Source organism: Halobacillus sp. AWH4_228 (genome assembly GCF_056158365.1).
The window spans coordinates 1,145,249-1,160,336 of sequence record NZ_JBSWTE010000001.1 but is presented as its reverse complement, the minus strand read 5'-3'; the positions used below and the strand labels follow the sequence as shown (position 1 = coordinate 1,160,336).

Below are 15,088 nucleotides of genomic sequence, written 5' to 3'. Positions count from 1 at the left end.
TATACCCATGTTCAGTCATATAAAAAGCACTCTGCTCAGCGCAGAGTGCTCATTGATTAATTTTCGAATGTCTGGTTGTACTGGTTCACTTCAAATAAATCGGTCAGTTCAATATCCGGATTCTTATCTTTGAACCAACGGAGGGAGAAGTCATTTTTGAACAGGACAAGCGGATTGCCTTCCCGGTCTTCGGCAAGCATGTTCCGTTCATCGAACAATGATTCATCCACCTGATCCTCATTCAACCAGCGTGGGATCCTTTCCCCGAGCTGTGTCAATTCAATATCCACATTGTACTCGTTTTTCATGCGGTATTCGAACACTTCGTATTGGAGTTCACCGACCGCTCCGATGATGTAATCCTCAAAGCGATAGCGTTTGAACAGCTGGATCGCTCCTTCCTGCACGAGCTGCTCGAGCCCTTTACGGAACTGTTTGGACTTCATGACGTTTTTTGCGGTGACCTTTTTAAAGATTTCAGGCGGGAACTGCGGCAGTTCATCATACTGGAACCTGGATTTCCCTGTAACGATCGTGTCACCGATCCGGTAGACGTTCGGATCATAAATGCCGATGATATCTCCGGCGTAGCCCTCTTCAACCGTTCCTCTTGAGGAAGCAACAAACTGTTGGGACTGGGCAAGTTTAAAGGTTTTCCCTGTCCGGGAGAGTGTCACGTTCATCCCACGCTCGAACTTGCCTGAGCAGATACGCACGAAAGCTACACGGTCACGGTGCTGCGGGTTCATATTGGCCTGGATTTTAAAGATGAATCCGGAGAACTCTTCATGATCCGGTGAAACGACGCCTTCTGTCGACTTCCTTGGCGCAGGCTCCGGTGCCATATCAATGAAGCTGTTGAAGAATGTTTCCACACCGAACGGGGCCAGGGCACTCCCGAAGAAGACAGGGGTCTGTTCACCGCGCATGACTTTATCCATATCGAAATCTTCCCCGGCTTCATCCACAAGCATCATTTCTTCTTCCGCTTCCTTATACGTGGCGTTTTCGGTCAGCTCAGGATGCTGATCAAGTTCAGCATAAGGAATATATTCTTCTTCCTCATTCCCTGTGTACTGGACAAACTGCTCGTTCTGGCGGTCAAACACACCAAGGAAACGCTTGCCCATTCCGGCCGGCCATGTCATGGGATAGGTTTCGATATTCAGCGTTTCTTCGATTTCTTCCATCAGTTCAAACGGCTCGCGGCCTTCCCGGTCCATTTTGTTAATGAAAGTGAAGATCGGAATCCCACGCATCTTACACACTTTAAACAGCTTCAAGGTCTGCGCTTCGATTCCTTTTGTTCCGTCAATAACCATGACCACACTGTCTACGGCTGTCAGCGTCCGGTACGTATCCTCACTGAAGTCTTCGTGACCAGGTGTGTCGAGGATATTGACTTGATAGTCTTTATAAGGGAAGTTCATCACACTGGAAGTTACGGAAATTCCACGCTGTTTCTCAATTTCCATCCAGTCGGATGTGGCGAATTTTCCGGTTTTTTTCCCTTTGACTGTACCCGCAGAACGGATCAAGTTACCCAGTAAAAGCATTTTCTCCGTCATCGTCGTTTTACCGGCGTCCGGGTGGGAGATAATAGCAAACGTGCGGCGTTTTTTCATTTCATTTTGTATATCATTCATCGTGATATCCTCCGTCGTATTAAAAATTTCTATATGAATGGGGTGGAAAGGATATACGTCCTACATGATCTGATTCACTCCATAAAAAAAGCGCTCAGACTTATAAGCGCCTTCCTCGTATTTTTTATATGATACATTGAAAGTTAGCATAACCAACCATTAAAATCAATCACCCGGACAGGATTCCAAAGGCCGGGGCGTTCTCCTGGACCGCTTAAACCTGTTATAATGAAACTAAAACTGAGAGTAAGGATGCCAAGTATGCAGAGCTACTTATTACAACCGAAAGATATAAAGAAAATTACCGGTGAAGCCTTTTATTCACGAGGAAAACAATATTTTGAATCCGGCAAAGTGTACGGACTTTCCCATAACAGCGCTATCCATTCCTGGCGCGCTGTTGTTGCGGGCACTCATGATTATGAGGTGCGCGTCTTCTTTTTTGAGGATGATGATGTGGAGGCCACGTGTGAGTGTGCCGCCTACTCCACCTATTATACGTGCAAGCACATTGCTGCGGTACTGATTGCCATCCGCGAAAGAGCCCTGGAGGAGCTTGCTCCGAAACTGGCTGACAAAGGCCGGAACCGTTCGCCCAGGACGACAAGCCAGGACCGGATGTTTGCGGTCAGTCTATTCGAAGCCTTCCGTCAAAAACAGGAAAGCCGTACAGGGATGGACACGAAAAAGCCGCTGCGCATTCAATATTCCCTGCATATTCAATCCATTCTCGGCACACGCAGCCTCGGGATTGAATTAAAGCTTGGAGAGAAATACCCCTACGTTATTAAAAATATCCGTGAACTGCTGGAGTACATCCGAAAGCAGCAGCCCTACCGCCTGACCAAATCGTTTACGTACGATCCTGCTGAACATACGTTTTCGGAAGAGGATCAGGCCATATTCCAGCTGCTTCAAAGGGCGTATGAGCAGGAGCAGTTTTTTGAGCAGCAGTGGAATACCGCTGAACAGAAAATCTTGAAAATCTCCCCCGCCCTCGTCCACCAGCTTCTGCCCCTGCTTGAAAAGCAGGAGACGGAGGTCATCGAACGCGGCAGCCAGGCGGGTCCACTCCATTACGAAGAGTCTTTTCCTGATTTAACGTTTTATGTATCGGAAGAGCGCGGACATTTCCACATGCATATGAACCATTTAAAGGATTATGATTATTTATCTGATTACCACCTGCTTTATAAGGAAGGAAACTTCTATCCCGTCGCTCAGGAAAAGGAGGAAGTGATCCGGACGCTGTATTCCATCCTTCCCTACAACTCCAACGGCAGCCATACGATCAGCCATAATGATATGGAAGGGATCGTTTCGTACGTCCTGCCGGAACTGGCAACGATTGCGGATGTGAATCTGGACACGTCCGCCCAGCAGAAAATCAACCAGGAAGATCTCAGGGCTGAAGTGTATCTTGATTTCCAACAGTGGACATTAACGATCGATGTGAAATTTCATTACGGCGACCTTGTCATTGACCCTTTTAATGATAAGGAACGCCCCGGACAGACCATTGTTCAACGCGACTTTGAGACAGAACAGAACATCATGCAGATTATTGAATCCGCCGAATTTAAATTCGACGGGGAGATGGTGTATTTAGAAGACGAGGATCGATTGGAAACGTTCCTCTATCAATACCTGCCTTCTTTAAAGAAATACAGTGACGTATTCTTATCCGGAGCGGTCCGGTCACTGTTTGATGATCAGCAACATGAACTGCAGGCGTCCATTGACCTTGAATCCGATGGCAGCTGGCTCGATATCAGCTTTGCCATCGAAGGCATCAGTACGGACGATGTAACAGAAGCTTTAAAGGCGGTCATTGAACGGAAAAAGTACTACCGATTATCCGATGGGGCGCTGATGTCCTTGACCTCTGATTCATTTGAGCGTTTCCAACGACTTGTGGAGGACTTGAACTTAACCACCGGAGATGTGGAGGACAACCATTTTCAAGTTGCCGCTGCACGAAGCCTGCAGGTGGATGAAACGCTGGACACGAACCTTTCCGACCGCAGCAACCGTTATGAAGAACTGGTCACCCGGCTCCGGTCCCCCCAGTCCTTTGAGATTGATCCACCCGAGAATCTGCAGGCAGATCTCAGGTCGTATCAGCTGACGGGTTTCCGGTGGATGAAGATGCTCAGTCATTACGGACTCGGCGGCGTCCTCGCTGACGATATGGGGCTTGGCAAGACGCTGCAGACGATCTCTTACATTCTCGATGAAAAGCAGGAGGGATCCTTAACCGCTCCAGCTGTTATCGTCGCTCCAGCCTCCCTTGTTTACAACTGGAAAAAGGAGCTCGAAAAATTCGCCCCGTCCCTCACGGTGCAGGTGATGACCGGTGACCCTTCAGAACGCCAGGCCGCCTTTGAACAGGCGGAGGGTAAAGATGTGTGGATCACCTCTTATCCCCTGCTCCGTCAGGATATTAAGCACTACGAAGATAAGGACTTTCATGTCATGGTCCTTGATGAGTCCCAGGCCATCAAAAACGAATCAACGAAAACAGCCTCTTCCGTCCGGTCCTTGCGTGCGAGACACCGGTTTGCCTTGAGCGGAACGCCGATCGAAAACTCGCTGCAGGAACTGTGGTCGCTGTTCCGCGCCATTATGCCCGGATTCTTTACAAGTAAGAAGAAGTTCACGCAGCTGAAACCGGCAAAAATCTCACAAATGACACGCCCGTTTATTCTGAGACGGATGAAAACCGAAGTGCTTGATGAACTTCCGGACAAAATTGATTCGGTTCAATACTCCGAGCTGACCCGTGAACAAAAAGAGGTGTACCTGGCTTATTTAGAACGAATCCAAAACGATATCCAGGAAACCATCGCAACGAAAGGGATTCAGCGCGGAAAACTGGAAATCCTTGCAGGTCTTACACGTCTCAGACAGATCTGCTGTCATCCCGCCCTGTTTCTTGAAAATTACGAAGGACAGTCCGGAAAGCTGGAACAATTGAAAGAACTGGCGGAGGAAATGAAAGCCGGCGGCCACCGGATGCTGATTTTCTCGCAGTTTTCCAGCATGCTGACCCTGATGCACAAAGAGCTGACTGACAACGGCCTGGATGCCTTCTATTTAGATGGAAGTACAAAATCAGAAAAACGGATGGACATGGTCGAAGCCTTCAACAACGGAGAAAAAGACGCTTTCTTTATCTCCTTGAAAGCCGGTGGGACCGGACTCAATCTGACCGGCGCCGATACGGTCATCCTTTATGATCTTTGGTGGAACCCGGCTATTGAAGAACAGGCAGCCGGCCGGGCCCACCGGATCGGTCAGGAAAAAGTCGTCCAGGTGATCCGGATGATATCCGAAGGAACGATCGAGGAGCGGATTTATCAGCTTCAACAGAAAAAACGCGACCTCGTCGATCAGATCATCCAGCCTGGAGAATCAATGCTTACATCACTGAGCGAAGAAGAAATCCAGCAGCTGTTTCAATAAATCCTCACAAAAAAGCACGAGCGGACGCATCCGCTCGTGCTTTTATTCTACCGTTAAGGACTTTTTCTGAAGTTTGAACCAGTACCCGCCAAGGATACAGGCGCCAATGGTCATCGTTATCGTGGAGATGATCATATGGATGGAGGATGCCAGTACGACATTCCCTGTCACTACAATAATGAATCCAACGGCCGCATTCATCAGGATTGAAATCAAATACAACCACGACAGCGAGATGTGATATTTGAACCTGGATGCGTAAATGACAAAGTAAACAGCGGCTACGATAATGACGACCGTCGCCACCCAGTGAAGCGAGTAGACAGCATTCGCCATGGATTCACTCGTAATCAAATACTCCACAGCAGGAATGTCCATCATCACATTGCTGGCACGGCTGTGTTTGAAGAAGGCGCCTAAAATCACCTGCAGGACATACAGCCCATAACCGATCAGGAACGTCCGGTAACTCATCGCAATGGAGGACCAGCGGCTCCTGTCCAGCTCAATTTTCGTCTCATGCAGACTGTAGCTCAGCAGCACAAGGACGACTAAAAGAAGCTGGCTGAATGTGACATCAAAGGTCGTAAATCCAGGCGGTGTTCCAAGCAGCACGTTCAATCCGCCAATAATGGACTGAAGAACGAGCAGCGCCAGGCTGAGAACAGCGAGAACAAATACAGATTTATTTTTTCGGTACTTATAAATGGCTCCTATCGCATTGAGGCCCGTCAGTACAATAAGCAGCGGCACCATCAACCGGTGGGAATATTCGATAATGACGTGATAATCCGTGAAATCAGGAATGATCCGGTCATTACAAAACGGCCATGACGTTCCACACGCATCCCCGGAGTCTGTCGCAACGACAAGATTTCCCAGGATAAGGGCGAGGAACGTGACAAACGTTGTAAGAATAGAAAATTTCTTCATCGTCTTACCCTTTCTCTATTTAGATCATGACATGTAACAGAAGAATTACATGTAAATCATATCATGAAAACAGTGGATTCGATAAAGGAAAGCGCACCCAACTCTCATGAACTTTTTGTGAACGAACGTTTGTCCTTCACTTTTTTCACGAACATATAGAGAAGTGAGAGGACGATGAGCGTCGTATTAACAAGGGAAAAAGCCGCGGCATGGTAGTCATCGTCCCAATAGGAAACAGGTCCACGGAACGTGTAGCTGCTCACTGGGTAAAACATCGGCACAGCATCCTCCACATGGGTGAGCAGGTCCAGAACGATATGCCCGAGCCACCCATAGGCGAGGGCTGTCCATGCGTTCAATTTCCTCCCTTTCCAAACGAGCAGCACGATAAAAACCACTGCCCAGACGAAAACAGAATGACCGGCCTGACGCAGGATAAAGACGACCGGGTGTTCAAATAGATCGTAGACCAGACGGAACAGCGAGCGCATCGGGTTCTCATCATCCGCTACCTCCCAGGCCCTTCTACTTACGCTCAAATATAAAAACATGACATAATAAACGATGTCTGGAAGGATACTGCCGAACACGAACCACCCGGTATATTTCTTTTTCCGGGTGGCGAAAAAGGTCCAGTATCCATGGTGTAACGTGTTCATGCGTTCATCTCCCTTATCTTCTCTCGACCATTGTTTATCCTTTCAGCCGCGAGGGAAACATACAACATGGAAAGGAGTCGAAGTTATGTATAAAGCTTACGTTTTTGACGCGTACGGCACAGTCTTTGACGTGCACAGCGTGATGGAAAAAATTCATCAGTTCTATCCGGAAAAAGGAGAAGCCATCAGTCAGAAATGGCGCAGTAACCAGATTCATTATTTCCTTGTCCGTCAACTGATTCAAGATTACCGTCCTTTTACGGATATTACAAGATGGGCGCTTCTTGATGCCCTGTCCACAAGTGGTGTGGAAGTGAAAGAAGAGGTCGTGAGTGAGCTGATGGAGGAATATCAGCACCTTTCCCCTTATGAAGAAGTTGCTTCTATGAGCGAAAAGCATCCGGACAAGACGTTCACCATCTTTTCAAATGGAACGACATCCATGCTTGAACCGCTCCTTGAAAATAACCAGCTGTCCGATACCTTCCAGCTGCTGAGTGCCGATGATGTCCAGGTGTACAAACCGCATCCGGAAGCTTACGCGTATGCTCAGGAAAAACTCGGACTGAAAAAAGAAGAAATTCTATTCTTCTCCAGCAATCCATGGGACATCACTGGAGCCACTTCCTACGGGTTCCATACCGCCTGGGTGAACCGGAAGGAACAAAAGTGGCCGGAACTTGGCATCGAACCGACTTATATCATTGATAACCTGACAAATATCCCACAATAAAGGAGTCCATTACGGACTCCTTTTCCTATAGATCTTCAAAAAACAGCACTTGGTTTTTCCCTTTCTTTTTACCTTCGTATAAGGCTGCATCAGCAGCTCGGAACAATCCTTCATGCGTTTCCCCGTCCTCCGGAAAGCAGGCCACACCGATGGAAAAAGACGTCCGAATTTCCATTCCTCTGACATAGTAAGGTTCACGAAGCTCATTTAACAATCTATTCGATACATCACGAATCAGACGGCGGTCCTTCAGTTCTTCAACCAGGACGGAAAACTCATCCCCGCCGATTCTCGCCACAGAGTCGCCTCCTCGAATACAGGAACGGAGCCGTTTTCCAACCTCCCTTAGAAATTCATCACCCATGTCGTGGCCATATTGATCGTTGATGCCTTTGAAGCCGTCACCGTCCAAATATAAAATCGCAAACGCCTGGCCTGTCCGCTGCCCCTTTTCAACGGCTTTCCATACGTTTTCCTCGAAAAGAAGACGGTTGGGAAGACCGGTTAAATAATCATAATAGGCGAACCTCTCCAGCTTCTCTTCATAACTTTTCTGTTCCGATATGTCCCGGGCCACTACGACGATGTGACTGACTTCATGATCATCATCAATGACAGGGGTTGCGCGGCACTCAAACCAGACAGGTTCACCGTTGAAGCTTGTCAACTTCACTGTAATGGTGAATCCTTCTTTTGTTCGGCAGCTCTTGATAAAACGGTCCGTCAGACGGCTCAGATCTCCACGTTCAACCTTCTGCATCAGGCTTTCTCTGGACCAGCTCATAGGATCTTCCCCGAAAAACTCCTGTTGGGAAGGCGAGGCGTAGATCAGAGCGCCTTTGGGAGAGAAGACAGAAATCAAATCATTGGAGTAATTAGCGATCAAGCGGAAACTTTCCTGACTCTGGCGCATTCCTTCATAAGCTTTTTCTTTTTCCGTAATGTCATCCAAGATGGCATAGATGCCTTCTTTCTTGTTCTGAATGATAATCGGGACTAAAGAGATCTGGAGGATTTTCTCCTCTCCTCCTACATCCACAACTGTCCGGAACTGACCGCCGGTGTCGAAGAATGAACCATGAATTTCCTTTCGCACAGCGCCTTCCTGTTCTTTGGAAATCAATTCCATAAAGGACGTATGCAGCACCTCATGTCCTTCTTTTTCAAGCATTTCAAGGCTGGCCGGATTCGCTTTGGTTATAGTACCGCGGAAGGTCAGTGTTAAAATGGCCTGAGGATTGTGTTCAAATAAGGAACGGTAGCGTGATCGACTGCTTTCCCGTCTCCGCTCCTGATTCTTCTCCTCTGTCACATTCCGGATGATCGAACTGACCCCGATGGTTTCCCCTTCTTCATTCTGGATGCGGGAAACACTGACAGCCACATCCAGCAGCGAACCATCCCGGGATTTCCGGATTGTTGTCCGGCCCGATGTTCCACTTCCCTCCAATGCCTGTTGGACGAGTTCACATGCTTCATCACTCAATTCTTCCGGCACAAACGGATAGGAGCTTCCAGATAGATCTTCTTTCGAAAAACCGTAAAGCTCCGTAAAAGCCTTGTTCACATCCAGTACGCTCCCATCTGTACCCAGGATGATGACTGCATCCGTCGTATTTGTCATCAACGATTTGTATACCGCATTCATACTTCCAAGCGCCTCTTCCTTTTCCATCACCTCAGTAAGGTTTCGCGTCACCGCCAGAATATGTGTCACGTCCCCCTCTTCGTTCAGCGTTGGTGTCAGCACCGAATGACTCCGGAACACCTTCCCGTTCACCATGATCTGATCTTCGTACGTAACCGGACCCTTTTTCTGAACGGCTTCTTCGTACGCGTCAATAAGTGATGGTGCTGCATTCTCATCCAGTACTTCTTCTATGTATTTTCCTTTCCACACTGCGCCACCGGCCAGGGAACCCTTTACAGCTGACTTGTTCATATACCGGTATTTGAAACGACGAGGGCCTTCTACGTCCATTAAAAATATAAAATCAGAAATCCCGTTCATCAACATGGGAAGCAGATCATCATAGGGAATCTGACCGCTGATCCCCTCCATAGTTCCCATACCTTCTGCTTCTTCTATCTGTTTCACCTAATTCCTCCCTGTTCCCTATACATGAATCTTCCATATATCTAAGGTTTTACTGTCTCTTCTGTACACTTCTATTCAAATGAACCAATCCCCTTGTTCCAAAGAAAAAACAGCCACAAAAAAAAGCAGCCGAACGTCCGGCTGCTTTAAAATCTATACGGTTTGTTTCTGCTGGGCCTGCGCTTCCGCCTGTGCCTGTTTAATCAGACAACGTCCCTTTCCGTGTGGAATACACATCGGGGTGCCGAAAAGAGGGTCTTCCCTCACATCACAGACCATTTCAAATACATGCTGCATCATATCACAGGTCACGACATCCTCGGGACGCCCCTGTGTATAAACCGTCTTATCCTTAACTGCAATAATATGATCCGCATACCGGCATGCCAGGTTAATATCGTGCAGAACCATCACAATCGTCCGGCCATTATCCTGGTTCAAATCGAAAAGAAGATCCAGAATTTCAATCTGATGGGTCATATCCAGATAGGTCGTCGGTTCATCAAGAAGGAGCGTATCCGTATCCTGAGCTAATGTCATGGCAATCCAGGCACGCTGCCGCTGTCCTCCGGATAAGGAGTCCACAGAGCGGTCCTTCAATTCCATAAGATTCGTGTCGTTGAGCGCACGCGTAACCGCTTCTTCGTCATCATCCGACCAGCGCTTAGCAAATCCCTGATAAGGATAACGCCCCTGCTTCACAAGCTGGTACACAGTTAATCCTTCAGGGGTCGTTGGACTTTGTGGAAGAATGGCCATCTTCTTGGCCACGTCCTTCGTCCTCATTTTGGAAATATCCTTCTGATCGAGTACCACCTGACCGGATTTCGGCTTTAACAGCCGTGCCATGGAACGGAGAAGTGTCGATTTGCCACAACCATTCCCTCCGATCAGGACCGTCACTTTCCCTTTCGGTATTTTCACATCAAGAGAGTCAATAATGACCGAGTCCCCATATCCAAGTGTGAGATTGTTTGCCAATAAGGTATCCATGACCTGACCTCTCCTTTTTTTCTCACTAAACCTTTACACCGTCTACTTTATCTAAAGACCTCATTCAACGTTCAGATAGGTCTTCGTGTTCATTCATATATATAGATGTTGAATTTTTTAGAAAACTATCATTTTCCTACTATCTAGTGTATGGGCTTACGTATAGTGTGTCAATGAATTTGAGAATCATTGTCATCTGGTTCATGGAAAAGTGTATGCCTTTTTCCATCGCGAAAGAACCATGGAGGGGGGCGTTTCCCATTTTCCATGTATTAAAAAGAGACCCGCAGCCTCTATGAGCTGCTGATATATTCCTGCCGGATGCCTTCAATAATATCAAGGAGAACCTCGGAGTCCTGATTGTTCTTCATAAGAAGAATCGCCCCTTCAATCTGAGCGACAACCATCCGCGCTTTCTGTCTTGCCTGCTTTTCACCTTGAAGAGCTTCAATCACCTGTGTCAGCTCTTCAATCCAGTCAGAGAAAATACGGTTGATTTTCACACGGAAATCTTCATCATGCTCACTCATCTCGAGCGCAAGATTTCCAAACGGACAACCGTGAAGCTTTTCCGGCGTTTCATGAAACTGAATCGCCCACTGAAGCATTTCTTCCATTTTCCTCGCTGGGGATCGGCCGGATTTTAGAATGCCTTCAATCAGCTCGTCCTGCCACATCTGCGCATAATGATCGACTATGGCCAGCCCAAGCTCTCTTTTCGAAGTAAAATAATGATAAAACTGGCCTTTGCCGATCCCGCACACTGCCAAAATGTCACTCAGCTTTGTCGACTCATAGCCTTTCGCATGAATCAGCTTAGCGGCTGCCCCTATGATTTGTTGTTTTTTTTCACTCATCTTCCTCACCTTCCTGCAGTTATACCAACCAGTTGGTCAAGTTGTATAATAATAACACGCCTGCAGGACAACAGACAACGCTCTGATCCGCACATTGCCCAGGTCTCTGCCATCCTGCTATCATAGAGAAAGATTTCCCTGTCTTAACCATGATTCAATTTCAGGGAAGATATGAGGTGAACACGAATGGATAAGCTGACCCTGCTTTCCCAGATCAGTTTGTTTGAAGAACTATCCAAGGATGAATTAATGAGTATTGATCAAATGAGTGAAATGAGCCCCGTAAAAAAAGGAACGGTGATTGTTTCTCCTGATCACCCTATGGACGTGCTTTTCCTTTTGAAGAAGGGACAGGTGCGCTTGTACCGCATGAACGAAGACGGCCGCCAGTTTACGGTGGATATATTAGTAGACGGCAACATTTTCGGAGAAACCTCCACCATCAGTCTGACGGATGATCAAACCTATGCAGAAGCTATGACCGACACGTATCTCTGTACGCTCAGCCATGAGGACTATGAAAGCTTCATCAAGGAGAATCCGCACGTAGCCTTGAAACTGATCGACATTCTCTCCTCACGATTGAAGGATGTTTACAGCCTGAGTGAAAAAATCGCCCTCAGTGATGTGAAGCAGCGGCTCCTTTACCTGCTGCTCATGCTGAGTCAGAAAACCGGCCGCCGGAAGAAAAACTGGCAGACCATCGAAATGAAACTCACCCACCAGGATCTCGCCAACATGATCGGAGCCACCAGAGAGACGACCAGTGCGATGATGAGTCAATTGAAAAAAGACGGGTATATAAAAAAAGTCCGCTATCTTTCCATCGATGCGGATAAAACAGAGGAATTGCTGCATGGAAACTCTTGAAGCTGAATAATTCCCTTTTATTCCATTCGGTGCGGATGTTCAAATAAAAAGAGGAATTCCCCCATTCGGAAGTTCCTCTTTTCATATCGGCCAGATGCCACTAATGTTTCCTATTTCCATCTAAAAGAGGGATAGGAAAGTGGTTATGTTTTCCTTTTCATTTCCAACAGTACAGGTGCTGTATTCAGTATGATAGAAACAATTGTCAAAGACCACAACGCCTCTTTCATCCCGGGCACGACATCTAATAAAGCAGCCCAGTCTTCCGCTGCCACCCACCGGGATACAAGACTGTATTCAGCGCAGAGGGTTAGTGAAGTGAAAGACAACCCAACTGCCATAGCAAACTTATATTCCTTTCCTGCTATATACAGGTATACGTTGATGATTGTTGCCACTATCGATATAACGGCAAATAGGATCCACATTTAAAAACCCCCCCCCTCAGGACAGAAAAAAACATGTTCAACCTATGTATATGGAGTCAGGAGTTCCTTTCAAATAAAAAATGTATGAATAAAACACCTCCCAATAGTAATGGAAACCCGATGAGTATGTAAAAGATATTCTTTGGAACTTCAAAAATACTTGCTGGATAACTAAACAAAAACATGTAAATGATGATCAAGGGGTATTTACAAAAACTCTTCATTGGAACACTTCTTCCATTTAATCCTTAGTTTAGCGAGTACCTTTATCTGACCAATGGCTCATGAACAATAAATAGTCATTCAATCATATCAAACCTATGCCCAACTAGAAATTGCAACCAAATCTCCGATAAGTATCTCATTCATCTTGAAACATTATAGAAGGGTTACTAAGACACGTTCAGGAACTATTCAAACACAGGATAGCATCTATCCGTAAACAAAATAAACAACCGGACGCTCCTCCTAAGAGTGTTTTATTTTTCTCCTGCCTTATAAAAAATCTGCAAGAGGCCCATGCGCTTGTATGAATGCGCTGCTCATGGAGATTACCCTGTAATACTTACAAAATCCCTCCACTACTTCCTCCTCTAGCATTCCTTACAAAGCCTGCACCTAGGTAAAGTTCAGTCTTGATATTACTAACAATAAGAACTGCTAAAGGGAAGAAAAACATTTTGTGCAGGGATTAATCCCTGCACAAAAGCTGTCTGATATTTACACATCACATGAAATTTTTAAATGAATTTCATCCTTCGTTAAAATTAACGAAGAATGGACTTGGTATACTGTTGATGCATCACATCAGTAAAGGGCGTGTACATATGTTTAAAAAAGCCGGTGTTTTTATCATGAGTGCAAGTTTGATTTTGGGCGCAGGAGTTGGCTGTGTTCAACAACCTGATGCGCAGGAAGGGGACGGAAAAGAAACCCCCGACCAAGCGGGTCCTCCCCAGGAAAAAGTCGACAACGTGATTTTTATGATTCCTGATGGTTTTAACACGGATTACGCTACAAGCTACCGATGGTATAAGGGGGAAGATGCCGTTTGGGATAAACATTTGAAAGGTCTGCACAAAACCTATTCAGATGATTCCAAGGTAACCGACTCCGCTGCTGCCGGAACAGCAATGGCAGCTAGTGTTAAAACGAACAATGGTACGATAGGTTTAGATAAGGACGGAAATAAAGTGAAAACAATCCTAGAGGCTTCAGAAGACAAAGGGAAATCAACAGGGTTAGTTGCAACATCTACGATTACCCATGCGACCCCCGCTGCATTTGCCTCCCATGTAAAGTCACGTGATCATCAGCCTGAAATCGCCAGGCAAATGCTGGATAACGATGTCGATGTTATGCTTGGTGGAGGTAAAGATTTCTTCCTCCCAGCGTCTGAAGGCGGCGAACAGCAAGATGAGAATCTATTAGAGCAAGCGGAGGAAGCAGGTTATAAAAACGTGGAAACGCGCAGCGATTTAATGGAAGGCAAGGATATTGATGTAGAAGAAGGGGAAAAGCTTCTAGGTTTATTTGCAGACGGCCCCTTAAAACCCGAACTGGAGCGTGAAAATACAGAACAGCCAAGTCTCTCAGAAATGACCGAACGTGCAATTGACCTCCTTGAGAAAGACAAGGATGGGTTCTTCCTAATGGTTGAAGGCAGCCAAATTGACTGGGCAGGCCACGATAATGATCCCACTTGGGCATTCAAGGATACAGCAGCATTTGAACAAGCAGTGGAAAAGGCCATGGAATTTGCTGAAGAAGATGGAAACACTCTCGTAGTCATAGCCGGTGACCATGAAACCGGCGGTATGACCGTTGGATCTAATGGCGAGTATGACACCAGGCCGGAGCTTGTAAAAAAGGTTACAGCAACAGGTGCATTCATGGCTGAAGAATTAAACGAAAATCGTTCCAACGTTGAAGAAGTCGTAGAGAGTCATACACCATTTGACTTGTCCGAAGAAGATGTTCAAAAAATCCAGGAATCTGAAGATCCAAAACTTGCCATTAACCAATATGTGAGTGATAAAGCCCTTGTCGGATGGACCAGTACTGGACATACAGGTGTAGACATTCCAGTTTATGCCTACGGACCTCAGTCCAATTCCTTCAGCGGCCTGATCGACAACACCGATCTTCCTAAAATTATGGCAGAAGCCCTGAAAGTAGATTTAGAGGATAAGTAAAATAAAAACAACAGCCCTATGGCTGTCGTCAGCTTGTAGAGAAACCCCATGTTTTTCTGCAAGTTTTTTTGTGCAGTTCGTGCGGTCGAATACCACTCGCTTTCCGCGGACGAACGCCCGAGCCTCCTCGTGAAAACCCACACTGCGGGGTCTCGGGTCGCCCGTTTTTCCGCAGGAGTCTCCTGGTATTCGCCCGCCCTTCACCGAAAAA

The 15,088-nt window shown here is 46.7% G+C and carries 11 protein-coding genes; 4 read left to right on the top strand and 7 right to left on the bottom strand.

Translation table 11 applies throughout. From position 1 onward, the window contains the following. Positions 1 to 56 precede the first annotated feature (56 nt). Positions 57 to 1,646 (bottom strand): peptide chain release factor 3, encoded by a 1,590-nt coding sequence (locus ACXADP_RS05645; protein WP_474969403.1) that lies wholly within the window; start codon positions 1,644 to 1,646, stop codon positions 57 to 59. Between the two features lie 261 nt (positions 1,647 to 1,907). Here ACXADP_RS05645 and ACXADP_RS05640 point away from each other — a divergent pair, with 261 nt between their 5' ends. Further along, positions 1,908 to 5,111, top strand: a complete 3,204-nt coding sequence (locus ACXADP_RS05640; protein WP_474969404.1) for a DEAD/DEAH box helicase — start codon at positions 1,908 to 1,910, stop codon at positions 5,109 to 5,111. A gap of 42 nt (positions 5,112 to 5,153) precedes the next feature. Here ACXADP_RS05640 and ACXADP_RS05635 read toward each other — a convergent pair whose 3' ends face one another. Together ACXADP_RS05635 and ACXADP_RS05630 are read right to left on the bottom strand one after the other, a co-directional pair. Further along, positions 5,154 to 6,044 carry a COX15/CtaA family protein gene (locus ACXADP_RS05635; RefSeq protein WP_027956284.1) on the bottom strand — a complete coding sequence of 297 codons (891 nt, stop codon included), beginning with the start codon at positions 6,042 to 6,044 and terminating at the stop codon, positions 5,154 to 5,156. Between the two features lie 104 nt (positions 6,045 to 6,148). Further along, positions 6,149 to 6,703, bottom strand: coding sequence for a metal-dependent hydrolase (locus ACXADP_RS05630; RefSeq protein WP_474969405.1), 555 nt, complete (start codon positions 6,701 to 6,703; stop codon positions 6,149 to 6,151). Between the two features lie 85 nt (positions 6,704 to 6,788). Here ACXADP_RS05630 and ACXADP_RS05625 point away from each other — a divergent pair, with 85 nt between their 5' ends. Continuing rightward, positions 6,789 to 7,436 carry a haloacid dehalogenase type II gene (locus tag ACXADP_RS05625; RefSeq protein WP_027956282.1) on the top strand — a complete coding sequence of 216 codons (648 nt, stop codon included), beginning with the start codon at positions 6,789 to 6,791 and terminating at the stop codon, positions 7,434 to 7,436. A gap of 25 nt (positions 7,437 to 7,461) precedes the next feature. Here ACXADP_RS05625 and ACXADP_RS05620 read toward each other — a convergent pair whose 3' ends face one another. From ACXADP_RS05620 to ACXADP_RS05610, 3 genes are all read right to left on the bottom strand, one after another. Then, complete coding sequence (locus tag ACXADP_RS05620; RefSeq protein WP_474971059.1) at positions 7,462 to 9,534, bottom strand: PAS domain S-box protein; 2,073 nt, start codon at positions 9,532 to 9,534, stop codon at positions 7,462 to 7,464. 153 nt (positions 9,535 to 9,687) lie between these two features. Further along, positions 9,688 to 10,527 (bottom strand): ABC transporter ATP-binding protein, encoded by an 840-nt coding sequence (locus ACXADP_RS05615; RefSeq protein WP_027956280.1) that lies wholly within the window; start codon positions 10,525 to 10,527, stop codon positions 9,688 to 9,690. A gap of 293 nt (positions 10,528 to 10,820) precedes the next feature. After that, positions 10,821 to 11,384 carry a TetR/AcrR family transcriptional regulator gene (locus ACXADP_RS05610; RefSeq protein WP_474971058.1) on the bottom strand — a complete coding sequence of 188 codons (564 nt, stop codon included), beginning with the start codon at positions 11,382 to 11,384 and terminating at the stop codon, positions 10,821 to 10,823. Between the two features lie 186 nt (positions 11,385 to 11,570). Here ACXADP_RS05610 and ACXADP_RS05605 point away from each other — a divergent pair, with 186 nt between their 5' ends. Next, a complete protein-coding gene (locus tag ACXADP_RS05605; RefSeq protein WP_474969408.1) occupies positions 11,571 to 12,254 on the top strand; it encodes a Crp/Fnr family transcriptional regulator in 684 nt (227 codons plus the stop codon). Positions 12,255 to 12,397: 143 nt separating this feature from the next. Here the strand turns inward: ACXADP_RS05605 and ACXADP_RS05600 are convergent, their stop codons facing one another. Beyond that, positions 12,398 to 12,682, bottom strand: coding sequence for a hypothetical protein (locus ACXADP_RS05600; RefSeq protein WP_474969409.1), 285 nt, complete (start codon positions 12,680 to 12,682; stop codon positions 12,398 to 12,400). 827 nt (positions 12,683 to 13,509) lie between these two features. On the opposite strand from ACXADP_RS05600, the gene ACXADP_RS05595 reads away from it, so the two are divergent. Continuing rightward, positions 13,510 to 14,877, top strand: a complete 1,368-nt coding sequence (locus tag ACXADP_RS05595) for an alkaline phosphatase (protein WP_474971057.1) — start codon at positions 13,510 to 13,512, stop codon at positions 14,875 to 14,877. The last annotated feature ends 211 nt before the right edge of the window (positions 14,878 to 15,088 follow it).

Coding starts and splice junctions, on each gene's coding strand:
- ACXADP_RS05600 (WP_474969409.1), bottom strand. CDS start 12,682: ATGTGGATCCTATTTGCCGTTATATCGATAGTGGCAACAATCATCAAC.
- ACXADP_RS05595 (WP_474971057.1), top strand. CDS start 13,510: ATGTTTAAAAAAGCCGGTGTTTTTATCATGAGTGCAAGTTTGATTTTG.
- ACXADP_RS05615 (WP_027956280.1), bottom strand. CDS start 10,527: ATGGATACCTTATTGGCAAACAATCTCACACTTGGATATGGGGACTCG.
- ACXADP_RS05610 (WP_474971058.1), bottom strand. CDS start 11,384: ATGAGTGAAAAAAAACAACAAATCATAGGGGCAGCCGCTAAGCTGATT.
- ACXADP_RS05640 (WP_474969404.1), top strand. CDS start 1,908: ATGCAGAGCTACTTATTACAACCGAAAGATATAAAGAAAATTACCGGT.
- ACXADP_RS05645 (WP_474969403.1), bottom strand. CDS start 1,646: ATGAATGATATACAAAATGAAATGAAAAAACGCCGCACGTTTGCTATT.
- ACXADP_RS05625 (WP_027956282.1), top strand. CDS start 6,789: ATGTATAAAGCTTACGTTTTTGACGCGTACGGCACAGTCTTTGACGTG.
- ACXADP_RS05630 (WP_474969405.1), bottom strand. CDS start 6,703: ATGAACACGTTACACCATGGATACTGGACCTTTTTCGCCACCCGGAAA.
- ACXADP_RS05605 (WP_474969408.1), top strand. CDS start 11,571: ATGGATAAGCTGACCCTGCTTTCCCAGATCAGTTTGTTTGAAGAACTA.
- ACXADP_RS05635 (WP_027956284.1), bottom strand. CDS start 6,044: ATGAAGAAATTTTCTATTCTTACAACGTTTGTCACGTTCCTCGCCCTT.